The 22,418-nt window shown below is 48.5% G+C and carries 19 protein-coding genes, 1 tRNA gene and 1 other annotated feature; of the genes, 12 read left to right on the forward strand and 8 right to left on the reverse strand.

Annotated features, from left to right (window positions below):
- The first annotated feature begins 156 nt into the window (after nt 1-156).
- The 8 genes from QP860_RS04250 (at nt 157) to QP860_RS04285 (ending at nt 8,901) form a co-directional block, all read left to right on the forward strand.
- Nucleotides 157-1,323: a nucleotide sugar dehydrogenase gene (locus QP860_RS04250; protein ID WP_070619028.1), complete on the forward strand. Its 1,167-nt coding sequence runs from the start codon at nt 157-159 to the stop codon at nt 1,321-1,323.
- A gap of 84 nt (nt 1,324-1,407) precedes the next feature.
- Complete coding sequence (locus QP860_RS04255; RefSeq protein ID WP_070817378.1) at nt 1,408-2,601, forward strand: glycosyltransferase; 1,194 nt, start codon at nt 1,408-1,410, stop codon at nt 2,599-2,601.
- On the forward strand, nt 2,588-3,901 hold the full coding sequence (locus tag QP860_RS04260; RefSeq protein WP_070619034.1) for an O-antigen ligase family protein: 1,314 nt from the start codon (nt 2,588-2,590) through the stop codon (nt 3,899-3,901). The genes QP860_RS04255 and QP860_RS04260 overlap by 14 nt, the downstream gene beginning before the upstream one ends.
- Nucleotides 3,902-3,932: 31 nt before the next feature.
- A complete protein-coding gene (locus tag QP860_RS04265; RefSeq protein ID WP_141744602.1) occupies nt 3,933-4,946 on the forward strand; it encodes a hypothetical protein in 1,014 nt (337 codons plus the stop codon).
- Between the two features lie 10 nt (nt 4,947-4,956).
- On the forward strand, nt 4,957-5,712 hold the full coding sequence (locus QP860_RS04270; RefSeq protein ID WP_070619040.1) for a glycosyltransferase family 2 protein: 756 nt from the start codon (nt 4,957-4,959) through the stop codon (nt 5,710-5,712).
- A gap of 47 nt (nt 5,713-5,759) precedes the next feature.
- Nucleotides 5,760-5,832: transfer RNA gene (locus QP860_RS04275), tRNA-Arg, on the forward strand.
- Between the two features lie 39 nt (nt 5,833-5,871).
- Nucleotides 5,872-7,524, forward strand: a complete 1,653-nt coding sequence (locus tag QP860_RS04280) for an ArnT family glycosyltransferase (protein ID WP_070619043.1) — start codon at nt 5,872-5,874, stop codon at nt 7,522-7,524.
- Nucleotides 7,525-7,542: 18 nt separating this feature from the next.
- Nucleotides 7,543-8,901 (forward strand): MATE family efflux transporter, encoded by a 1,359-nt coding sequence (locus tag QP860_RS04285; RefSeq protein WP_070619046.1) that lies wholly within the window; start codon nt 7,543-7,545, stop codon nt 8,899-8,901.
- A 126-nt stretch (nt 8,902-9,027) separates the two neighbouring features.
- Here QP860_RS04285 and brnQ read toward each other — a convergent pair whose 3' ends face one another.
- The 6 genes from brnQ to QP860_RS04315 form a co-directional block, all read right to left on the reverse strand.
- Nucleotides 9,028-10,377: a branched-chain amino acid transport system II carrier protein gene (gene brnQ, locus QP860_RS04290; RefSeq protein ID WP_284912246.1), complete on the reverse strand. Its 1,350-nt coding sequence runs from the start codon at nt 10,375-10,377 to the stop codon at nt 9,028-9,030.
- Between the two features lie 80 nt (nt 10,378-10,457).
- Nucleotides 10,458-10,682, reverse strand: a binding site (T-box leader).
- 132 nt (nt 10,683-10,814) lie between these two features.
- On the reverse strand, nt 10,815-11,309 hold the full coding sequence (locus QP860_RS04295; protein WP_070619051.1) for a beta-class carbonic anhydrase: 495 nt from the start codon (nt 11,307-11,309) through the stop codon (nt 10,815-10,817).
- A gap of 227 nt (nt 11,310-11,536) precedes the next feature.
- Nucleotides 11,537-13,537, reverse strand: a complete 2,001-nt coding sequence (locus tag QP860_RS04300) for an FtsX-like permease family protein (protein WP_070619053.1) — start codon at nt 13,535-13,537, stop codon at nt 11,537-11,539.
- Nucleotides 13,537-14,289: an ABC transporter ATP-binding protein gene (locus tag QP860_RS04305; RefSeq protein WP_070619056.1), complete on the reverse strand. Its 753-nt coding sequence runs from the start codon at nt 14,287-14,289 to the stop codon at nt 13,537-13,539. Before QP860_RS04305 ends, QP860_RS04300 begins: the two co-directional genes overlap by 1 nt.
- 103 nt (nt 14,290-14,392) lie before the next feature.
- Nucleotides 14,393-15,295: a sensor histidine kinase gene (locus QP860_RS04310; protein ID WP_284912247.1), complete on the reverse strand. Its 903-nt coding sequence runs from the start codon at nt 15,293-15,295 to the stop codon at nt 14,393-14,395.
- Nucleotides 15,288-15,992, reverse strand: coding sequence for a response regulator transcription factor (locus QP860_RS04315; protein ID WP_284912248.1), 705 nt, complete (start codon nt 15,990-15,992; stop codon nt 15,288-15,290). The genes QP860_RS04310 and QP860_RS04315 overlap by 8 nt, the downstream gene beginning before the upstream one ends.
- Before the next feature lie 334 nt (nt 15,993-16,326).
- On the opposite strand from QP860_RS04315, the gene QP860_RS04320 reads away from it, so the two are divergent.
- A complete protein-coding gene (locus QP860_RS04320; protein ID WP_070619065.1) occupies nt 16,327-17,871 on the forward strand; it encodes a glycosyltransferase family protein in 1,545 nt (514 codons plus the stop codon).
- 24 nt (nt 17,872-17,895) lie between these two features.
- Nucleotides 17,896-18,219, forward strand: coding sequence for a hypothetical protein (locus QP860_RS04325; protein ID WP_070619068.1), 324 nt, complete (start codon nt 17,896-17,898; stop codon nt 18,217-18,219).
- 458 nt (nt 18,220-18,677) lie between these two features.
- On the opposite strand, the gene QP860_RS04330 is transcribed toward QP860_RS04325, so the two are convergent.
- Together QP860_RS04330 and QP860_RS04335 are read right to left on the reverse strand one after the other, a co-directional pair.
- Nucleotides 18,678-20,078: a sensor histidine kinase gene (locus tag QP860_RS04330; RefSeq protein ID WP_070619071.1), complete on the reverse strand. Its 1,401-nt coding sequence runs from the start codon at nt 20,076-20,078 to the stop codon at nt 18,678-18,680.
- Nucleotides 20,078-20,785: a response regulator transcription factor gene (locus tag QP860_RS04335; protein ID WP_070619074.1), complete on the reverse strand. Its 708-nt coding sequence runs from the start codon at nt 20,783-20,785 to the stop codon at nt 20,078-20,080. The genes QP860_RS04330 and QP860_RS04335 overlap by 1 nt, the downstream gene beginning before the upstream one ends.
- 150 nt (nt 20,786-20,935) lie before the next feature.
- Here QP860_RS04335 and QP860_RS04340 point away from each other — a divergent pair, with 150 nt between their 5' ends.
- Nucleotides 20,936-21,706 (forward strand): ABC transporter ATP-binding protein, encoded by a 771-nt coding sequence (locus QP860_RS04340; RefSeq protein ID WP_070619265.1) that lies wholly within the window; start codon nt 20,936-20,938, stop codon nt 21,704-21,706.
- On the forward strand, nt 21,684-22,412 hold the full coding sequence (locus QP860_RS04345) for an ABC transporter permease (RefSeq protein WP_070619078.1): 729 nt from the start codon (nt 21,684-21,686) through the stop codon (nt 22,410-22,412). Before QP860_RS04340 ends, QP860_RS04345 begins: the two co-directional genes overlap by 23 nt.
- Nucleotides 22,413-22,418 lie beyond the last annotated feature (6 nt).

Below are 22,418 nucleotides of genomic sequence, written 5' to 3' on the forward strand. Positions count from 1 at the left end.
TCCCTATTATTATAGCAAAAAGAACAAAAGCCTAACAGAAGATAAAAAAACTTATAAAATTGCTTTTTTTCTAGGGGAGGGGGCTTAATTACTAGGGCATTATGCTATAATTAGCCTTATATGAAGTAAACGAACTGGAAGAGGAGAGCGAATCATATGAAAATTACAGTTGTCGGTGTTGGCTATGTGGGCTTAGCGAATGCCATCTTGCTTGCGCAAAACCACCAAGTGACAGCACTGGATATCAATGAAAATGTGGTCAATATTATCAATTCGGGCCAACCGCATATCAAAGATCCTGAAATGGAAGACTATATGGCTAATAAAGACCTGGATCTGACAGCAACTACCGATTCGGACCTGGCCTATGCAGAGCCAGACCTCATCATTATTGCAGCACCAACCAATTATGATGAAGTGACCAATTCCTTCGATACATCAGCTGTTGAAGCCGTTCTCGACGATATCTTAGCCCATGATACTGACTGCCCAATTGTCATTAAGTCAACGATACCGGTTGGTTACACAGAGTACATCCGCGAAGAAAAGAATTGCGACCGGATTATCTTCTCACCTGAATTCCTGCGTGAAGGCAAGGCCCTCTATGATAACCTCTACCCTTCCCGGATTATTGTCGGAGATGACGGTCAAGCAGGTCATCTCTTTGCTGAGCTCTTAATTGAAGGGGCAGAAAAGGAAGACATTTCTGTCCGTTTTATGGCGCCAACCGAGGCTGAAGCGGTCAAACTCTTTGCTAATACTTACCTGGCCCTCCGCGTTTCCTTCTTTAATGAATTGGATACCTATGCGGAAGTGCGAGGCTTGGATTCCAAGTCCATTATTGAGGGGATTGGCTTAGACCCACGGATTGGCCTCCACTACAACAACCCTTCCTTTGGCTATGGGGGTTACTGCCTGCCTAAGGATACCAAGCAGATGTTGGCCAACTTCGAAGATATTCCCAACAATATTATCCGGGCAATTGTTGATGCCAATGACACCCGCAAGCAATTTATTGCGGATTCTGTCCTACGTCGCCATCCCGAAACGGTTGGGGTTTACCGCTTGACTATGAAGCAAGACTCTGACAATTTCCGCCAATCAGCCATCCAAGATGTCATGAAAAAATTACGCGGGGAAGGGGTCGAAGTGATTGTCTACGAACCGAGTCTTGAGGGTGAGGACTTCCAAGGTTACCGCTTAGAAAATGACCTTCAAGCCTTCAAAGACCAATGCGACCTGATCATCTCCAACCGTCGCGCCAAAGACTTAGAAGATGTGACAGACAAGGTCTATACCCGCGATATCTATAACGAAAATTAAACAGCCCACACCACTTCCAAGTCAAGCGCTCTTTGCTTGGCTGGAAGTCTTTGTGTGCTTAGAAGAGAAATGAGGAAATTTGGCATGCCAAAAGATCCAGGCAAAGTCCGTCGCGTTCTCCACTTGATGAGTGGTTATGGTGGTGGCATTTCATCATTTATAAAGAATAAGGCTGAGGAAATGCCCCACTATGGGATTGCCTTTGATGTGACGACCTATGACGAGTGTCCGACTGACTTCTGTGAAGCTATTGAGGCCACGGGAGGCAAGCTTTATCCGCTCAGAAATCCGAAGAAAGAAGGCTTCAAAGCTTTTGAAGAGAGCTTAAACCAAGCCCTCGACCATAACGACTATGATGCTTTCTATTGCCATATCAATGGTTACCGGGCCCTTCCTTATTACTATCTCTGCCGGCGTCACAGCCAGGCACCTTTCTATATTCATGCCCATAATTCAAATGATAACCAGGGAGCAAGTCTGATGAACCGCGCCCAAGTCCTGCTTTCACAACGATTGAATCGTTATTTATCGGCTTGTCCGCTCGGTTGTGGTAAGCGGGCGATCTGGGCGATCTTTGGGTCTGCTATTGATCTTGGTGAGATGATGATCATTCCTAATAGTATTCATACAGACCTCTATCTGCGCCCCAATGCTTGGATTGAAGACCAGAAGAAGCAATTAAGGAAAGCCCATGCTTATGGTGAGGACACCCTCTTGATTGGACATATTGGCCGCTTAACAGCGGTTAAGAACCATGAACAAAGTCTTGCTATTGCCCAGGCCATTAAGGACCAAGGACTAGACGCCAAGCTCTTAATTATTGGTGCTGGTGAGCGTGACCAAGAGCTCAAAGCGGCCGTTCGTGCTCAAGCTTTAGAGGATGTTGTGGATTTCACTGGTCGAATCAACCCGATATCCGCCTTTTATCCGCTCTTAGATGCGGTGGTCTTGCCTTCCTATTCTGAAGGCTTACCGACAGTGGTCGTTGAAGCCCAAGCCTTGGGTATCCCTGTCGTGATGTCTAATCGGGTGACGGATGAGGTAGACTTGGACTTGGGTTTAGTCGAGGCCTTGTCCCTTGAAGCTGGGCCAGCAGAATGGCTCCACGCGCTTTGCCGCTTGGCTGCCAAAGACCGACCAGACTTGAGCCAGCGTGAACAAGCTATACAAGCCAAGGCCTTCAGTAATGAAGCTTCTGCCCAGCTCTTTGTTGAATTTTTAGAGGGTGAGCGTCAGCATTTTAACTTTGAAGGGGGGCAGTCCAGTGGCCATCTATAGTCTCATCTTACTTGCAAGTGTCTTCTTAGGGACAGAATTACTGGCTATTCCAACGCCTTTTGCCCAGATGACGCTCTACCGGGTCTTAGCGCTGGGAGTTGTCCCGCTAATCGCTTATCGTTGCTTGCTGAAGGGACCGAGTCTGCAGCTTAAGCGGCCAGGTTATGGGCTCTTCATGATTGGGGCCTATGTCTTCTGGTGGCTCTGGGCCCTGATTTCTGTGCTTTGGGCTCGGGCGCTTGGCCCCTGGGCACAGGCTATCTTCCTTTTAACGATTGGCATTTCCAGCGTGGTCGCCCTGTATTTATGGACCGATAGCCTCCGCCAGTGGAAGCGATTGGTTCAGACGGCCTGGTGGATGATGTCCGCTCTCTTGGTTTGGGGCTATTTTGAAATTATCACGAATATTTATTTCTTTGCGGATATGGCCAAGCTGGATAAGTATGGGACCTTCGCTAGTCAACCCCTGACTCGGTTACCGATTACACATTTTGAGAACCAGAATGACTATGCCACCATGCTCTTGGCCTATCTAGCGGTCAGTGCGATTCTGATGGTCTTATCGCGTGTCAGTTGGCAAAAATTCGTCTATCTAGGCGCTATGGTCTTGGCTGAATACCTCATCTTCAGATCTGGCTCGCGGATGAGTTTGTTGTGCTCCTTACTTTATTTTGTTGTGCTCTTTATCCTGCAGTTCAAGTGGGATTTGAAGCGGCGTTATTATGTGATCGGCTTATTGCTGGCTATCGGCGGGGGGCTTGCCCTTTACTTGGGTTTTCCTCCTATCCGAGAAGCTTTGAATGCCTTGATTTATACAGGCAGGGAAGGTTATATCTCAGGCGATACTGGCCGGGTCAACCTCTGGCGGAATGGCTTAGTTTTCCTGGGAACGACCCTGGGCCTAGGCGTAGGTGCCGGAAATATTGAAAGCTGGATGGCTGACTTCCCTTTACTTCCTACCAAGGGCATTGTCAATATGCACAATTGGTGGTTGGAAATTATGGTGGGCTATGGGCTTTTAGTCTTTATCGCCTATGTTGTGGCCTATGCCTTAATGATCTACCAGCTCAACCGGATCCGCTTGGTTCAGGATCCCAAGTGGCGGCAAGTCAGCAACCAAGTCATCGCTTTCCTTATCATATTTATTCCAGCGAGTGTGACGAGCGCTAATAACATGTATATTGAGTGGCACTGGGTATTCTTTGGCTTACTGATTAGCTACCTAGCCTTAGCCGAGAAGTCCCTAACAATTACAGAGAAAGAACGAGGTAGGATTTATGAGCTTAGCAACAATCATTAGTGAATTGTGGCGTTTTTGTAAGGAAAATCTATTGAAAATTGTAGTAGGAGCAGCTGTTCTGACGGCCTTACTCTTCGGCTTGCGCATGGTGCTGACCGACCATCCAGATGAAGCACTGACGTCTTCTGCAGACCAGACTGTTCAGGTGAATGAGGCGACGCTAGAAGCCTCGAAGGAACGCCTCAAGACGGTCTATGGCCAAGAACCTGCAGAGTTTCAGTTCAGCGCCTTGGTTGAAGATGGGAATGTCTTCAGCAACTCTTTCCTCATTGATGAATACTTGGCCCGTCCTGATATGGTCAAGGAAGCCGAGGAGAAGAGTGGGGTGGAATTTGCGGATAGCTTAGAAGCCGAACAAAACTTAGGCTTATACAAGAATGGCGACTTCCGCGGAGGCCTAGCAGCGGTTCGTGACACCTCCAGCGGGGTAATCACTCTCCGCGTTCTCTTAGGGAAGACCCCTGAAGAGAATAAGAAGATCGCCCAAGCCTACTATGATATTCTCCAAGAGCCCTTGCCCTTTACCCGGGACCTTAATCTGATTATGTTGGGGCGGCCTGAAATTGGTGAACGCTTGGACCTGTCCCAGTATGAAATGGTGGCAAGCCCTAATACCATTGCAAGTATTGTGGGGAGCAACTCTCTCCCTGTCTGGCTCTTAGGACTAGCGGCGTATATTGTGGCTCTCCTTATTACAGCCTTTCTCCTCTTTGTTTGGCGACTCTTCAATGGCAAGATCCGCTATGCTTTTGAATATGTATGGAGCTTCGAGGATGAACACTTATTGGCTAAGTCATTGGATGAAGGCGTTCAGCACTTTATCAGTCAACCCTACGGCAAGGAACGCCTGCTTTTAGCTGAACAAGAAGGCTTGCCCCTTCCGGTAGCTAGCAAGCAGACTTTGGAGGGCTTTAGCGGCCAGGCGGATGAGATTGTGATCCTCCTAGCAGCGGGCCAGAGCCATAAGCAATGGTACCAGGCCCAATACCGCTTAGCTAAGCTTTACCATGTGCCGATTAAGATTGTCCACTTGACCCAAGCTTAAGGAGGAAATCATGCAAGACGACTTGGTTTCGATTATTACACCAGTTTACCAGGCAGAGAAGTATTTGGCGCATACCATTGAGAGCGTCCAGGCCCAGGACTATAAGAACTGGGAGATGCTCTTGGTGGATGATTGCAGTCCTGACCAGAGCGCACAGATCATCAAGGCCTATCAGGCGGAGGATGCGCGCATTAAGTATTTGAAATTAGATACAAACAGCGGGGCGGCTGTTGCCCGCAACCGCGGCTTAGAAGTTGCTCAAGGACGCTATATCGCCTTCGTAGATAGCGATGATTATTGGACCAGCGATAAATTAGCCAAGCAGTTAGCTTTTATGAAAGCGGAGGCTTATGGCTTTACTTATACGAATTTTGCCCAAGTGGATGAGGAGGGGCAGGTCCTTAAAGATAGGGCAGATTTGCCCCAGCACTTGGACTATGACGGGCTATTGAAGAACACGGCCATTGCTTGTTCCACGGTGATGATTGACCGTCACTTAGTCGGTGACTTCCGCATGCCCTTGGTGCGCAAGGGACAGGATACGGCAACTTGGTTGATGTTGATGCGCGAGCGGGACTGCCAGGCCTACCTCTTAGATGAAGTCCTCAACCACTACCGGCAAGTGCCTGGTTCCATATCCAGTAACCGCTTGGGAGCCCTCAAGCGGACTTGGCATACTTACCGGGTATTGGAAGGACTCCCCCTCTGGAAGGCTTGCTATGTTTTTATTTCTTATGCCTTAAATGCGATTAAGCGTCGAATTTAACAAATAAAGTTACAAGAAGCTTAACAAGTATGTTAAAATTCTTGTATGGCCCCGTAGCTCAGCGGATAGAGCATTCGTTTCCTAAACGATGTGTCGGAAGTTCGATTCTTCTCGGGGTCGTTTTTTTATGCCTAAAATCTATGAAAAGAGGAAAGTTGGATGGAAAGTAGTCAAAGAAACGATTGGGACTGGGCATTTGCCGCTTTAAGTGCTTGCCTGGTCTTCGCCCTAACTTTTATTTTCTCTCTGTCACTTACGTCAAGCCCTTGGGCCGAGGCCATTCCTGGCCATGATAGTTCCATGTTTATTTATATGGGGCGGGAGATGGCCAGAGGGGGTGTCCCTTACTTGGATTTTACCGATCATAAGGGAATCAGTATTATCTTAGCCAATGCCCTAGGCTGGCTGATGCCCCATGTTAACCGCTTTGGTGGGATTTATTGGGTCGAACTCCTGTCCCTCCTTGCCTTCACGGGACTGACCTATCACATGGGCCGCCAGGTCTTAGACCGGCCACGGTCGCTCCTAGCAGTCGCTGTGAGCTTACTCGTTTTGGATCCGCTGATTGAGTCGGGTAATTTGACGGAACTTTATGCTCTAGCTGGGATTATGCTGACGCTGCTTGCTTACTTGCGTTATTTTGAAGCCAACTCCTTACCGGCTTGGTCTTACTTCTTGGTCGGCTTGTCCGGGGCCTTTGTCTTTAATTTAAGGGCCAATATGATCATCAGTTGGCTGCCCTTGATTGCATTGATCTTTGTTCATTTATTGATTCATAAGAATTATGCGGAGATGAAGCGTGCGGTGGCTTGGACCAGTCTAGGGATACTGACTTTTATCCTGCCGGTTTCTTTATATTTGCTCTACCAAGGAGCTTTTGCTGAGATGGTTAATTTTTCGATTCTTTTCAACCTCCAGTATCTGAACGATAGTAAACTCACGACGGAAGAAATCCTTATGAAGTTGGAAGAGAAGCTAGCTTTCTACCATCTCCTAGGACTGGGGGGCTTGGGACTTTTGGCCTGCTTGGTCAAGGACCGGGGCAGGGGTCAGACCTACTGGCGTCTAGGGGGTTACCTTCTAGCCTTTGGAGCGACCTTCTATTCGACGCTCTTGTCGGGGCGTTTCTATCCCCACTACTTTATGGTTCTCGTGCCCTTCTTCAGTCTATTAATTATCCAGGCGCTCCGCCTCTTTGATCTTAAGCGGGGACAGGCGCTAGTCAACTTGGTCCTAATCGTTCTTGTAGCCTATCTCTTTAAGTATCCGGCTGATATCTTCTACAACCGGGTCTACAGTGTGAGCCTAGCGGAGGACCATCCCACCCTAGTCGCCAAAGTCGACCAGCTGGGCCCTGGATTCAATGGCCAGCTCAAAGGACCTGGCGACTGGCAATGGGCTCTTGGGACAGATGAACGCTATGTCTGGGCCTTAAAACGGAGTTCCACTAAGAATAAATACGAAGCAGCCAGCCAGCGTATTGTCGCTGAGAGCCAGCCGGGGGAGACGCTCTATAGTCATCGGATTGGTGGGGCCTTCTATCTCTTAGCTGACCGCCAGGCCCCTAGCCGCTATTTCAACCTGCCGGCGGTCGATTTAGACCAGGCCGAAGCAGTGGCCAAGGAATTCCGCTCGGATTTGACCCGTCAACCGCCCCAGATGCTGGTTATCGAAGACAAGCTCAAGGCACGTTCTCCCCTGGACCGGTCTCAAGTGGAAACAGACTTTCTGGCTTGGATCCAGAATAATTATGAGGAAATCGACCAGGTTGGAGAATTTCACCTCTATAAAAAATTACCAGCCAGACCCTGAGTATGAAAGGAGTCAGAAATGAAATTATTGAAGAACATCTTTAACGTGGCCCTGTCTAATATCATTGGTTTTGGAACAAGTTTCATCATCAACTTCCTCCTCCCAGCTATTCTGACCGTTGCTGACTATGGCAATTACCGCGAATATATCATGTATACTTCAATAACTTACTTGTTTAACTTTGGTTATAATGATGGGATCTATATTAAATATGGGGGCAGGCGAATTGAGGACTTGGATCCCCTAGAAATTCGCTCTGAGCATAATTTCATTGTGGTCTATCAGCTCTGTGTTTTTGCTTTGATGCTGACCTATTCCCTAGCCGTTAAGAATCCTATCTTAGCCCTCTTCTCAACCGTTACTCTCTTCGATACGATTAATATGTACCATCAGAATTTCCTCCAGGCAACGGGACAGTTTGCGACCTTCTCCCGGGCTAATATTTCCAAGAGCATCTTCTATATCCTGACCTTGCTGGCCGCTATTTTCCTCATGCGAAGTGACAATTACTATCTTTATATTGTCCTCAATATTTTATCCTATCTCTTCTTGACGGTCTTCTATGAATACCGCTTCATCAAAAACCAGGGCTTAAATTTTATCTTCTCTTGGAAGAAACACTTGGGCCTCTTCCGGGTGGGCTTCTTTATCCTTTTTGCCAACATGTCGCTGACCTTCGTGGGGTTGATTGGCAGTTGGGTGACTAAATGGTGGTATGCAATTGAGGAATTCGCCCAGTATTCTTTCCAGAATTCCGTCCTCAATGTCATCCTCTTGATCGTTAACGCGGTGGGCATGGTCTTCTACAATGTCATTGCTAAGCGTAAGGACCAGATGCTCTTGAATGTGATCAAAAGAGCCTGTATCTTCTTGGGGATCTTGAGTGGTTTTGCTTTCTTTATCTTTAAATGGATTATCTTGACCTTCCTGCCCAAGTATGAACCGGCCACAACGCTCTTATCGGTCACCTTTATTGCGATTCCTTATATTATGTTGTCGCGGATCTTGGTGGCTAATATTTATAAGGCAACAGTCCCGGAACGTCAATACTTCCGCGATAGCGCCCTCTACGCGGCTTTATCCTTTATCTTTGTGGCAGGCCTATCCTTTGTCTGGCATGATATTCTAACCGTTGCCATGGCGACGACCCTCTGCTATATCTGCTGGTTCTTCTATACTAGCCAAATCCGTTTTACTTATCTTAGGAACCATTGGCGGGAGGTCTTCCTCTTGCTTAGCCATGCCCTCTGTTTTTATGCAGTAGCTAACTTTATGCCCTTTATCGGAGGTGCCCTTGTTTACCTTCTCTACTTGGCTGCTGTGCTCTTCTTCTACCGCGATTGGCTGCTTGAAGCCAAGCAGCTGCTAACTGACTAGCTTGGCTATGCCGTCAGTGAGTATCCTAATGATCTTGTAAAGGCAGGGGTGACCAGTCAATAGTCACCCCTGCTTTTTTGTGCACAAAAACTCCCCTGGGGTTTCCAGGGGAGGGGCTAAGCTGAATTAGCGGGTCCATTCGTTAGCGGGGCTGCTGGCATAGTGGGGGAGCAGGACTTTTTCACAGGCCAGGCTGATGAGAAGGGCGACGAGGGTAGGGACTAACCAGCCTAGGCCTTGACTGGATAGGGGCAAGTAATCCACTAGGGAACTGAGGACAGGCAGGCTGACGTTGAAAGTAGTCTGCAGCATGTCGACCAAGGGCAGAGCCACAGAGACCGTGGCAGCCACTAGATAGGAGAGGGAGCCAAAGTTGAAGACGTCCTGGCTGATGCCCATGAGGATAAGAACCAGGGCTACGGGGTAGATAACTGTTAGGACAGGAACAGAGAAGGCCAGTAAGTTATTTAAGCCGAAGTTGGCAACTAGGAAGGAGAAGCCGGTCCAGATAAAGACCCAGGCCCGGTAGGAGAGCTTGTCCTTGAATAATTGCTTGAAGTACTCAGCACCGGAAGTGATGAGGCCTACGCAGGTTGTCAGGCAGGCCAGGGTGAAGATGCCGGCGAGGAAGACCAGGCCGAAGTTACCGAGAGAGGCTTGGACCGCTTGGGTTAAGATAAAGGCCCCATTATCGGCCCCAGCGAGTTTTTGCGAGGAGACCATACCGATGGCGGCTAGCATGGCGTAGACTAGGAAGAGGACCAGGCCAGCGAGGAGGCCGGACTTCATGGTATACTTGGCCACTTCATGCTTGTCTTGGACCCCGAAGCGACGGATAGCCATGGAGATGACGAAGCCGAAGTTTAAGGCGGCGACAGCGTCCATAGTGTTGTAGCCTTCGAGGAAACCTTGGACAACAGGACTTGCGGCATAGGCATCGACCGGTTCAGCGACGCCTTTAGGCATGAACATGACCCGGACAAACATGAGGGCAATCATCAGGAGCAGCATAGGGGTGAGATATTTACCCACGCGTTTGACCAATTGGTTGGGTTTGAGACAGAGCCAGAGTGCCAAGGCGAAGAAGACCAAGGTATAGAGCAGGCGTGCTAGGCCTAGGCTCATGGCTTCGGGGATATAGGGGGCGACTGCCATCTCGAAAGGAACGGATCCTGCCCGAGGGATTCCTAAGCCAGGCCCGATGGATAAATAAATAGCTGTGGTAACGATGATGGAAAATTTAGGCCCGACGCGGTTAGCGAGCTGGGAGAGGCCCTCTGACTTACCGACGACAATGGTTCCTAAGACGGGAAAGATGACAGCTGTCACCGCAAAACTAACCAGGGCCAACCACGTTTGGCTCCCCGCTTGATTACCAAGCAATGGTGGGAAAATTAAGTTCCCAGCCCCAAAAAATAAACCAAACAGCATGATAGAAGTTTGTAGAAATTGACTTCGTGATAACTTGTTCATCATAATTCCTCCTTAATTTTCCAAAACTAACCAGCAACATTTCTGACTTTGAAAACCATAAAAAAACGCCCCTTGTCCTATAGACAAAGGGCGAAATAGTCCGCGGTACCACCTTTATTCTTACCGAAATAAGCGCTCAAGCATCCAACAATGCCGGGGGAGGATAACGCACACCACTGCGGCAAGACTTACTTCGCTTCAGCCTTGCAATCAAGAAAATGATTTTCGAACTTATGGCCGTTATAAGCTTCCACCTAACGCTTACTCTCTATAAACTTTCATAAGTCTACTCGTTTTTCTATGTTTTTTCTGGTCTTCAAAAGTTAAACCCATTGTAAGACGGATTCTCATAATTGTCAAATGTTTTTCTTAAATTTCTTAATGTTTTTTTATTTCAAGGGCTATACAAGCTAAAAATGATGAAGGAATCTAATGAAAAACTAATCTACTTGCTGCATCCGACCAGTATCGACATCGTAAACGGCCCCGGAAATGATGATATCATCGGGGATCAGGGGCGAGGCTTTGAGCCGAGTGATGTCTTCGCGGACGCTGTCTTCCACATCGCTGAAGGGGAGGAAGTCCTGGCCCTTGACGTCGACGCCGAGGTCTCGCTCCAGTTGCTCAGCAAAGCCTTCATTGGTGAAGGTTTGGGCCCCGCAATCTGTATGGTGGATGACAATGATCTCTCGTGTGCCGAGTTGTTGCTGGGAGATAACCAGGGACCGGATCGTGTCATCAGTGACCCGCCCACCGGCATTCCGTAAGATATGGGCGTCACCTAGGGCGAGTCCTAGGGCCTGGGCCACGTGGAGACGAGAATCCATGCAGGTGACAATGGCCACCCGGGTTTTGGGAGGGAGGGGCAGGTGCGTATCTTCATGTAGGTCAGCATAGGCTTGGTTGGTTTTTAAGAATTTTTCAAAGTAAGACATGGTTTTCCTCCTGATCGCTGTGTCATTTAAGTTGGGATTATCTTATCACTTTTTAGGGGGCTTGTCGCTGATCAGTCACTGGCGCTGGCATCACGATGGGAGGGGAAGGGGGAAGGAATTGACGAAGTAAAGTTTGTAATGCTCTGAGAGAGATCTTAATAGGATTAGCCTTAGCAACATTCAAGTAAAATAGCGCCAGACATGAGGAAGCGTCTGGCGCTATTTTACTAGAGCGCTTTGTCTCTTTCATTGATGAGTTGGTAGTAGATACGGGATGTAAACCAATAATAGATTAAGTAACAGATAGAGAAGCCCACAATGACACCGACTACGCTCAAGACAATAGTCACTGTATGAACAGCTTGAATCATTCTCAAGAGATTATTGAAGACAAGTTTGGAGGCAGCTAGGGTGTGGAGGATGGCTACAGCAAGGGGCAGAATGAAGACCCAGAGGATTTGTGAGCGAATGGTACGCTTGATAAGCTGATCTTCTAGGCCAACACGCTTCATAATTTGGAAATTCTTACGATCGTCTAGTCCTTCAGAAATTTGCTTGTAGTAGAGCATGAGTCCGGTTCCTAGGATGAGGATAAGGCTTGTTACGATCCCTAAGAAGAGGAGGCCGCCGTTAATTTCAAAAAGACTATCTTGAATTTCTTGCCGGGATTCAAATTCGAGCCCTAAGTTCGCAAAGTCTTCAGCCTGCTTCGTCAAAGCTTCTCCATCACCTTCTCCGTTGAAGTAAACAGCATAGCGAATAGGAGCTGGTAGGAATTGTTTGGCTTGTGGATCAATGGCTGTTGGAAAAGCTTGACGGACAGCTTCGAAGCTCTCAGAGTCAGGGACAACAATGGAAATAGCTTCCACTCCAATATTATAGCCAAGGGTATGCTTAACTGGCCCTTGGATGTCATAGGACTTTGTATTTAAAACTACTTTATCTTTAATTTGGATATTGGGTCGATTGGCAGAGAGGAGAATTTCGTCAGATTTAAGTTCGATCTTTTCTCCTGTACGGCTACGATAGTCAGAGAGAGGCTCCACCAAAAGGTAGACGCCCACTTGATCATTCTGTGGCAGGCTGTTCGGTTCAATTGGACTTAAGCGCTGGTTCTCTAGGCTGGCAAAGCTAGAGAAGGACTGGTGATAGAAGTGCTCTGTCAATTCGAGGTCTTGGCCTGCTAACTGAAGGCCTTGGTTTAGAAGCTCGATCGCATCTTGGTCGCTATTGAGGTCAGGGCTTTGGGTCGAGATTCGGTAGTCTGTCTCTATGATTTGTTTGGGTTGGCTAAGCATGCTAGCAAAGAGGCTAGTCGTTAAACCAAGGACTAGGATGACACCGGTGCTTAGGACAGCGATGCTAGCTAGGCTAATGGCATTGGCTCGCATCCGGTAGAGCATACCAGATAAAGTTAAGAAATGGGTGGGTTGGTAGTAATAGTTGGGCCTGCGTTTAAGAGCGAGAAGAAGGCGGATGATCAAGGCTCTGAAGATGAGATAGGTACCTATAATAACAAGGATAACGGCAGCGAAGAGGAGGGGGATGGCATTGATGACTTGGACATTTTGGTTGGCTGTGAGATAACCTGCTATCACCATAGCCAATCCGACCAGGCCAAAAAGAAGGTTTCCTCGGGGCTCACGCTCGCCTGCCTTTTCTTGGTGGAGCCAGTGGATAGGATTATAGCGCCAGAGTTGGAAGCGGAGCTTAAGATAAAGGAAGACTTGAATGGCGAGATGGATGCCCACGATGATGGCTGCACTTATAGCAGAAAAAGAATAAGCCATAAGGGGGACACCGACTTGGCCCATAATTTTGTTGAGGGCAAGGAAGATTAGAGCGCCTAATAGTTGGCCTGCTAAGAGAGACAAAGCTGTAATGATAAGGAATTTGATCATTTGTTCATGAACGATAATCCGTCGAATATGTTTCTTCTCCAGACCAAGGATATTGTAGATACCGAGCTCTTGTTTACGCTGCTTTTGGTAGAAGTTATCGGCATAGATGACAAAGAGGATTGTGAAAAAGCCCCCAATAATGGCACCATTTCCCATGATAGTAGGTAAGATAGCGTGTCGCTCCCGGACATAATCATTAGAAATAAGCGAAAGTACAACATATTCAAGGGCGAACATTAGAGAAACAGAAAAAATATAAGGAAGATTTAAGCGGTGATAAGCCTTGAGGTTTCGGATGGCCAACCGCCAGGATAGACGTTGGTTCATTAGTATTGCTCCTTCCGATTTAAGAGAGCCAGGCTATTAGCTATCTGTTCTTGAAATTCAAGAGAGCTTGCTTGCCCGCGATATATCTCATGAAAGACAATCCCATCCCGAATAAAAAGAACGCGCTTAGCGGCTGAAGCTGCCCGAATAGAGTGGGTAACCATCAAGATGGTATTGCCTTCCTGGTTAATGCTTTGGAAGAGGCGCATCATTTGGTCCGCTGTTTTAGAGTCGAGGGCGCCTGTTGGTTCATCAGCGAGAACAAGGTCTGGATCGGTGATGATGGCACGAGCAATTGCAACACGTTGGCGCTGGCCCCCAGAGATCTCGTAAGGAAAGTGTTTAAGTAAGGACTCAATGCCCAGAAGCCTGGCTACGTTTTCAAGTTTTCGCTTCATGTCATCGACCTTACAACCTGAAAGGACTAGGGGAAGAAGAATGTTGTCTTGGTTGTTAAAGGTATTTAAGACGTTGAAGTCTTGGAAGACGAAGCCCAATTGTTCGCGACGGAACTTAGCAGTGTCTTGGCTAGAAATATCCGCTAACTTTTTCCCATTTAAGCTGACTTGGCCAGCACTAGGCTGGTCGAGGGTTGCAATGATATTGAGGAGCGTTGACTTACCTGAACCTGATTCACCCATAATGGCAATGAACTCGCCCGCTTCTACCGTGAAGTTAACATCTTTAAGGGCAATGACCTGGTTTGGCCCCTTGCCATAAATTTTTTGAATGTGCTGGACATTAAGTAACATATTATCAAGTCCTTTCCTGTTTTATAAGCTTTGGATTAATTTTATTTTAGCGCACAAAAAGCGGGCCAGCCTTTATCTAAACTTACAAAGGGGCCCGCTAAACTTACAGTTTTGTAAGATGGGAAGGGAAATGAATCGTGAATTGACTACCTGAGCCAGGCTCAGATTTGACAGTGATGGGTTGATTAAGCCGTCGACTGATCTTACCAACTAAGTAGAGGCCAAGACCACTGGATTGCTGGTTAAGCCGCCCATTAAAACCAGAGTAGCCCTTATCAAAGATCTTGGCAATATCACTCTCATGGATGCCAATACCAGTATCAGCAATCGTCAGACTTTTATCTGTTGCCTTATAGGAGATAGTGATGCTTTGGCCTTTAGCATATTTAAGGGCATTATTTAAAAGTTGGTCTACCATAACTTGGGTCCAATTGGCATCCGTGATAACTTGGTCATCAATCGCTTGGTAGTTAAGCTGGGTGTGGTTATGAATAAAGGACCAGCGATAGCGTCTGAGCAGTGGTTTTATGATATCGTCCAATTTGACTGGTGCAATGACGAGGTCGGTATCAGGATGGCTAAGTTTGAGATAAGCAAGCGCAGCCTGGGTATAGCCTTCAATCGCTAAACTTTGCTCTTTGAGATCGGCCTTACTGATGGGGGCCGAACTATCCGTCATAAGTTGGAGAGCGGACAAAGGCGTCTTCGCTTGGTGGACCCAGTGGATGAAATAGTCATCGATATCCTTTTGTCTGGCGATGGTATCTGACTTGAGCTGGTAAAGTTCTTCTTTGGTCGAGATTAGCTCATCTTCTATCTTTTGTTTTCTCCTAAAAGACAGGAAAGTTAGGATGAAATAGAGTCCAGACAAGAAGAATAGCCAGGAGAGGGCGAGCCTGGAGACCGCAGGATTGATGTCGGCGAGGAAGAAGATGAGCATTAAGATTAAAAGTGAGCTGATGACCCAAAACAGCTCGAGGCGGATAGATTTAAAGAAGCTATTCATTGATTGCCCCTCCCTCTTCTTCACTATCTAAGAAAAGCGCATAACCTAAACCTTTCTTAGTGAGGATGAATTCGCGGAGATTAATGCGAGCTAATTTCTTCCGAAGTCTGGAAATATTGACCGCCAGGGTATTATCATCGATATAAGCTTCGTCTAGCCAGCAGGCATCCATTAGGGCTTCGCGACTGACTAGGGCACCTTGCGCTTTGAATAGGGTTTGTAGGATAAGAAGTTCCGTCTTGGTGAGATCAATGTCTTGATTTCCGTAAGTTAGCCGGCTTGTATCCAAGTGAAGTTTCACGTCATGATAGGTCAATTCATTAGCAGGTACTGAGAAATCATAGCTTCGACGTAAGAGAGCCTGGATCTTAGCAACGAGGACAGAGAGTTCAAGCGGTTTGCTGATGAAGTCATCACCGCCCATCTGCATGGCCATGACCATGTCCATGGCTTCAGTACGTGATGAGATAAAAATAATGGGAAGTTGAGATTGGCGACGGATTTCCTGGCACCAATAATAGACATTATAGATGGGGAGATTCACATCGAGGAGGATAAGATGGGGATCGAAGGCGTCAACATGCTCAAGTATATGAGTGAAGTCTTGAACACAGGCTACATCATATTGCCACTTGCGTAAGTGGTCTTCAAGCAGTTGAGCAATCAAATGATCATCTTCAATAATTAAGATACGCATAGGAAGTCTCCTTTACGTGGGATTAGAGTATTTTGAAGCAAAATTTTCTCATTCACTAACAGAACTAGTCATCTATAGCAGGAATGAGCTTAGCTTATTTGATGAGCTAAAAAGTCAGTTTGGCTCTTTCAATCAGCTGGGAATAATTTATCCTTATCTTATCATTGCTTAATGACCTTTGTCACACTTTAACTTGAAGCTTGCTAGACGATAGATTCTGGCTCTTTACGATCAAATTTAAAAGGTAATGAATGCTCACCGACACAATTTGATTAGGGACATAGAAAATTTGTTATAATAGCTAAGTAAAAAATAAATGATGGGAGCGTGTAAAGTGACCGATTCAAAAAATTCGCTAGCCTTTAAGCTAATCGGGATTCTAGCCCTGGCTATCTGCTTACTGGTGGCCTTTCGGACAGGGCAAGACAAATTAGGCTACCATGTGGATGAATATTATTCCTATGGCTTGGCCAATTCCTACTATAAGCCCTTTCCGGATGATTATAACCAGTGGCTGAGCCCAGATTATTATGCGGACTATCTCACCACTTCGGAAGAGGATCGCTTTAGCTACGGGTCGGTTTATTATAAGCAGACCCAGGATGTCCACCCGCCTTTTTATTATATGGTCCTCCATACGGTGTCTTCTTTCTTCCCAGGAAGCTTCTCTAAGTGGCTCGGTTTGGGACTCAACTTGGTCGTCTATGCCTTAATTTTGCTCGTGCTCTATTTCTTTTTGCGCGAGCTCTTGGCGAATCGCTGGCTGGCCCTAGCCTTTGCGACTTTCTACGGGCTGAGTCTGGGTGGGTTGAGCTCCTTTGTCTATATCCGCATGTATCTCTTGCTGGCCCTGATCCAAGTTGTCTTCGCCTATGTCGCTTACAAGTATCTGAAAACACCTAGTCGGAAGTTCCTGCTCGCGGCTATGGCGACCACCCTCCTCGGAGGCCTAACCCAGTATTATTACTATATCTTTGCGGGAATCCTGACTGCAGTCCTCTTTGTTCTCCTCTGCTTACAAAAAGAAGTCAAGGCGGCGAGTCGATTTGCCCTAGGACAAGCCCTGAGTGTGCTGGCTTGCATCGCCATCTTCCCAAGTACTATCGACCACCTCCTCAATAGCGGTCGGGGGAATGAAGTGGTGGGCAACTTGTTTGGAACCCAACAAGTCGATCAGTTGAGGGCCTTCTATGACTTAATCATGGACCAGCTCTTCGCCGGTTACGGCAAAGCTCTCTTAGCTTTCGCTATCCTGGCTTTCCTTGTCTTATGCTGGCAGCGAAAAGCCCTGGACAGCTTTCTTCTGCTCGCTCTGCCTACCGTCTTAGGGGTGGCCTTGATTGCCTTGGTTTCCCCTTATCCTTCAGCCCGCTATATCTTCGCCTTTTATCCCCTAATCATTGCCTGTGCAGGCCTTCTCTACCAGCAAGTTTTGGCGCCAATCCCAGATTTTGATTGGGCTAAGCTGGCCTTGCTTGTCTGCTTCTTAGGAGGCTTGACCTATATGGGACACCGGGAATATGAAGTAGATTATTTATATCCCGAATCTGCTGACTTTATGCACATCGTGAAAGCGAATAATCAGTCACCAGTCATTGTCATTCCTCAGGCTAGTGAACCCCAACGCATTGTTTGGCATACGGAGGAGCTTATCCAATTCCCAGCCATCTATCCGATCGAGGCGCGCCAGGGAGATTATAGGGAGAAGATCCAGCAGATGACTCATGGCCCGGTTGAGGATGAAGTAACGTTATTGATCCACCGCGATGTCCTTAACCAACATCCCGAAGTTCTTAAGGCTCTCTATGACAAGTTCGGTTTCAGTGAGAATACTTGGCTGGGGCGGAACCGCCACTTTGAACTCTACCGATTGCACTAACTAATCAGAAAAAGGAGCGGACGGATGGCAGGAATTGCGATTTTCATGGCCTTATTTATGGCCGTCTGTGGCCTTATGATCTGCTGGCAGGCCTGGCGAATTGCCTATAAGGAGCGCTTGGACTTGCTCAATGGCTACCAACCGGTCCGTCTGACCGGCAAAGATCGGACAAACTTTGCCCGGGGGATGGGCCAGGGACTGGGGCTCATCGGACTTGCGGTCGCCTTAACCGGCCTGGGCCTTCTCCTGATCCAATCCTTGTGGTCCTGGTTGGTCTTTGGCCTGGGCTTTGTCCTGGGCCTGGGGCGGATTATCTGGACCAACCAGCGTTACCATGGATTGTTTTAGGTTTTCTTTTGGATATATTTTTATTTTGTTAGTTGATTAATGATTAAATATGAAGTTTTAGCTATTCAAAAATGAGCAGTAGTGGAACTTTGAAGTTGGTCGTTAGCCACGTATAAGCAAGCAAAGCGAATTACGGATCGTTGGCGCAAGCCATACGAACCGTTTGAGACTTGCTAGGTGAGAAGAAGGTAGCAACGCTGCTGGCGCAGCCTTGAACTTCATCTCTAAGTCGCTTCGCTCCAAGAGCTGAAGCTGCCCGAACCGGTGCTGCTTTAGCCGTTGACGCTTCAGCGACTTACGGATAAAGTACAAAACGGCGAAAGCCGTTCTTGAACCACCATAATTCAACGACCAAATTCAAAAGTGGAACGGATGCTCAACAGTACAAATTAACATATTATATTTGATTATAAAAGCCTTTCGACTGGCACTTAGCTGGCTAGTCGAAAGGCTTTTTTCTATGCATTTTGCTGGCTTCGAGGGAATATGATACGGGCTTGGAAGCCTTGGGGGGAGAGGGCTTGGACTTGGAAATCGCCATGGTGGTTGTCCATAATCTGGCGGACGATGCGCAGGCCGAGTCCGTGCTGGCCCTGGAAGGCTTCTTGGTCCTTGTTTTTCTTAGCAAGCGCGGCTTGGAGGGCCTGGATTTCTGCTGGGGACAGGCCTTGGCCGTTGTCGGAGACGCTAATACTTATCTCATCGTTAAGGTCTTGGAAGGCAACTTGAATCCGGCAGCCCTGAGGATTGTGGCGGATGGCGTTGCTGATGAGGTTGCTTAAAGCCCTCTGGACGAGGTTCTTGTCGGCTACAAGCAGGCTGGGCTTTCCTGAGCCTTGGTAGGAGAAGTCGATGGTGTAGCGGTCTTCGTCTAAGCTATTGAGGAAGTCGGCGACGACTTGCCGGCAGAGGGCAAGTAAGTTGACTTCTTCTAGCTTGAGGGGCTGCATCTGGTAGTCCAGGCGCGAGGAGAGGTTGAGGTCCTCCACTAGGTCTTTGATTTTTTGGCCTTGGATAAAGATAGCTGTGATCTTCTTTTGGTCGCTAGGCTCTAAGTGTGGATTACTTAAGACTTGGTCGGCATAGCCTATGACCATGCTCAAGGGGGTGCGGATGTCGTGGGAGATACTTGAGATCCACTGGCTCCGAGCTTGGTCCTTGTTCTTAAGTTCAGCTCGCTGAGATTGAAGGAGGCTGGAGGCTTGGTTAATTTTTTGAGCGATTGGGGTGAAGGGGCCAGCTAGTTTGAGGTCCAGCCTCTGTTGGCTAGGCAGGGCTTGGATGGCTTCAGCTAGGGGGCCGAGTGCGCGCAGTAGGCGACGGTTAGTGAAGAAATAGATGGCCAGCAGGAGGGCGAAGTCGATAGCCAGGACCAGGAAGATAAATTTAGGCGCTTGGGCAATAAACTTATAGGGCCAGCTGGGGTGCTGGAGCTTCCAGTAGCTCTGCTTGGGGTAGGCCACAACCAGGAGGCCCTGGTCAGATGTGCCAGTAAAGGTGGGATAGTCAGCCAGGTAACCGCTGTTGAAGGAGGCCAATTCCGCTGTTGTCACTTGCCCGCCTAGGTCGATAGGGGTGTTGGCTGACTGCCAGAGAATCTTAGGGGAATCCTTGGCCAAGAAGAAGGCCCAGGCCCCTTCTTCCTTGAGCCGCCGGGCACCGCTGGGACTGATTTGGTAGCGGCCTTGGTCTGCCTTGATTTCTTGGGCGACCTGGTCAGCCAGCTGCCAGGGGGAACCGTCTTTTTGGTAGGGGCTGGCCAGGAAGGCGAAGACGAGGAGGTTGACGATGAGGAGTAGAGCTGCACTGCTGACTATAATACGGATATAGCGGCTGAGGGCCTTGTGCCATGCTTCCATTAGGACTGTCCTTTCGTGAGCAACTTGTAGCCTAGGCCCTTAGCGGTGACCAGGCATTGGGGATGGGAGGGGTCTGCTTCAATCTTCTTACGGACCCGGCGGACATGGGTCATCAGGGCTTCTTCATAGCCAAAAGGATTGTCCCCCCAGATGGCTAGGCAGAGATTATCGATGGTGACAATCTTTCCCTCATTGCGGTAGAGCATGCGCAAGAGGGCCACTTCCTTGGCGGTCAGGCGGACTCTTTCCTCGCCCCGGATGACTTCAGCTGCTTCGAGGTCAACCTGGCAGTCCAGGAGGTCAAAGCGGCTTTCAGCCTTGGGATAGGCTCGCCTGAGGATGGCGGTAATCTTATAGAGGAGTTCCTTGGCCAGGAAGGGCTTGACCACATAATCATCCGCACCCAGGTCATAGCCCCGCAAGCGGTCCTCCGCTTCACCCCGGGCAGAGAGGAAGAGGATGGGGTAGTTCTGGCCCTGGCGCAGGCGCTGCATGAGGTCAAAGCCATTCATATCGGGCAACATGATGTCCAAGATGGCGAGGTCGGGTGGCGTTTTCTTTACTAGGTCCAGGGCTTCCTCAGCCGATTGGGCGGTATAGATTTCCTGGTAGCCCCCTTGCCTCAGAAAGTCTGCGGTCATCTCCAATAAGTCCCTCTCATCATCGACTAAAAGGATCTTTTTTTCTTTTAAATAATGGCTAGTCATCGGCACTTCCTCCTTAAGGCTATTATAGGCAGGAAAAAAAGGGGAAGCAATGCTTCTTGGAAAATGTCAGGGAAATGTCAGTTTGGGGCCAGGATGCTGTCAGCTTGTCTTGTTATGCTAGAGACAAGTCAGGAAGAAAGGATGATCACAATGACTGACTATATCATCGAAAGTCATAAGTTAAGTAAAGTTTATAAGGATTTTATCGCTGTCGACGAAGTCTCTCTCCATGTGAGACGGGCTTCGATCTATGGCTTGCTGGGGCCGAATGGGGCAGGCAAGTCTACCGCGATGAAGATGCTCTTGGGACTGACGGCCCCATCTTCTGGCACTTGCCAGATTGACGGACTGAGCTTCCCTGAGGACCGTCAAGCTATCCTGCGCAAGGTCGGGGCCTTGATTGAGGCGCCATCCTACTATGCTAACCTCAGTGGGCGGGAGAACTTGGATTTGATTCGGCGCATCTTGGACCTGGGTCCAGAAGCTGTGGACCAAGCCTTGGACCAGGTGGACTTATTGCCCTATGCTGACCGGCTTGTCCGCCACTATTCGCTAGGGATGAAGCAGCGTTTAGGGATTGCCTCGGCCTTGATTGGACAACCCCCGCTCTTAATCCTGGATGAACCCACCAATGGCCTCGATCCGGCGGGCATCCATGAGATCCGCCAACTCATCCTCTCTCTGCCGCAACGCTATGGCTGTACGGTCTTGATCTCTTCCCATCTTTTGTCAGAGATGGAGCAGCTGGTAGACGACCTCTGCATCATGAACCGGGGCCACCAGCTCTACGAAGGCTCACTGGCTGACTTGAAAGCCCAAGCAGGTGGCCAGGAGTCATTAGAAGACCTCTTCTTAAATCTCATCATGGCGGATAATCATGGACAAGGAGGGAGCTCTCATGTTAAAAGCCTTGCTGATTGAGGGGAAGAAGCTGAAGCGGACCGGGATTGTACCGGGGCTACTGTTGACTGGCCTCCTGGGAGCAGCCCTGCTTGCTCTGACATATGTCTTGCGGCGTGACCAGCTCTTGAACTTGCCCGGTGACCCCATCCAAGTCCTCCTGGTCCAACTTTATGGGATACTGACCTTGCTGAACATGCTGGCGCTCATCCTCTCCACAGTTCTTAGCTATGATTTGGAGCGTCGCGGTCAGGCGATCAAGCACCTCTACTTCTTGCCCTATTCTCTGGCTCGGATGTACCTGGCCAAGTTATGCCTCTTAACCCTTCTCTACGGGTTTAGCCTTCTCATCGAATTTGCCGCCTTGGCGAGCTTGATGGCAGGGCAAGTAGGCTTCACGGCTGATCGGCTGGCCTTAGTTGGCTCAGCATTTGGCCTGGCCTTTCTCTCGTCCTTGCCGGTCCTGACAGGGATGGTTCTTGTAGCCTCTCGCTGTCAGAACCTGTGGACCTCGCTGGGGGTTGGCTTAGTTGGCCTCCTCACTGGACTCGCCCTTGCCAACTTCAACCAGCCAGTGGTTCTTATCCATCCCTTTGTCTTGATGTTCCAGCCTTCTGCCAGGATGACCTTCACTTTGTCAGAGGGGATGGTCGGCTTGGCGGTCTTATCGGCCCTGTTTTACATTATCTGGGGCGTCTATCTTGCCCACAGCCGCCATTATGAATAAGAAAGG

Source organism: Aerococcus sp. UMB1112A, assembly GCF_030230715.1.
GTDB lineage: Bacteria > Bacillota > Bacilli > Lactobacillales > Aerococcaceae > Aerococcus.

Excerpts from the sequence above, each read along its gene's own strand:
- QP860_RS04250 (WP_070619028.1), top strand. The coding sequence starts at position 157 with ATGAAAATTACAGTTGTCGGTGTTGGCTATGTGGGCTTAGCGAATGCC.
- QP860_RS04255 (WP_070817378.1), top strand. The coding sequence starts at position 1,408 with ATGCCAAAAGATCCAGGCAAAGTCCGTCGCGTTCTCCACTTGATGAGT.
- QP860_RS04270 (WP_070619040.1), top strand. The coding sequence starts at position 4,957 with ATGCAAGACGACTTGGTTTCGATTATTACACCAGTTTACCAGGCAGAG.
- QP860_RS04280 (WP_070619043.1), top strand. The coding sequence starts at position 5,872 with ATGGAAAGTAGTCAAAGAAACGATTGGGACTGGGCATTTGCCGCTTTA.
- QP860_RS04285 (WP_070619046.1), top strand. The coding sequence starts at position 7,543 with ATGAAATTATTGAAGAACATCTTTAACGTGGCCCTGTCTAATATCATT.
- brnQ (WP_284912246.1), bottom strand. The coding sequence starts at position 10,377 with ATGATGAACAAGTTATCACGAAGTCAATTTCTACAAACTTCTATCATG.
- QP860_RS04295 (WP_070619051.1), bottom strand. The coding sequence starts at position 11,309 with ATGTCTTACTTTGAAAAATTCTTAAAAACCAACCAAGCCTATGCTGAC.
- QP860_RS04300 (WP_070619053.1), bottom strand. The coding sequence starts at position 13,537 with ATGAACCAACGTCTATCCTGGCGGTTGGCCATCCGAAACCTCAAGGCT.
- QP860_RS04305 (WP_070619056.1), bottom strand. The coding sequence starts at position 14,289 with ATGTTACTTAATGTCCAGCACATTCAAAAAATTTATGGCAAGGGGCCA.
- QP860_RS04310 (WP_284912247.1), bottom strand. The coding sequence starts at position 15,295 with ATGAATAGCTTCTTTAAATCTATCCGCCTCGAGCTGTTTTGGGTCATC.
- QP860_RS04315 (WP_284912248.1), bottom strand. The coding sequence starts at position 15,992 with ATGCGTATCTTAATTATTGAAGATGATCATTTGATTGCTCAACTGCTT.
- QP860_RS04325 (WP_070619068.1), top strand. The coding sequence starts at position 17,896 with ATGGCAGGAATTGCGATTTTCATGGCCTTATTTATGGCCGTCTGTGGC.
- QP860_RS04330 (WP_070619071.1), bottom strand. The coding sequence starts at position 20,078 with ATGGAAGCATGGCACAAGGCCCTCAGCCGCTATATCCGTATTATAGTC.
- QP860_RS04335 (WP_070619074.1), bottom strand. The coding sequence starts at position 20,785 with ATGACTAGCCATTATTTAAAAGAAAAAAAGATCCTTTTAGTCGATGAT.
- QP860_RS04340 (WP_070619265.1), top strand. The coding sequence starts at position 20,936 with ATGACTGACTATATCATCGAAAGTCATAAGTTAAGTAAAGTTTATAAG.
- QP860_RS04345 (WP_070619078.1), top strand. The coding sequence starts at position 21,684 with ATGTTAAAAGCCTTGCTGATTGAGGGGAAGAAGCTGAAGCGGACCGGG.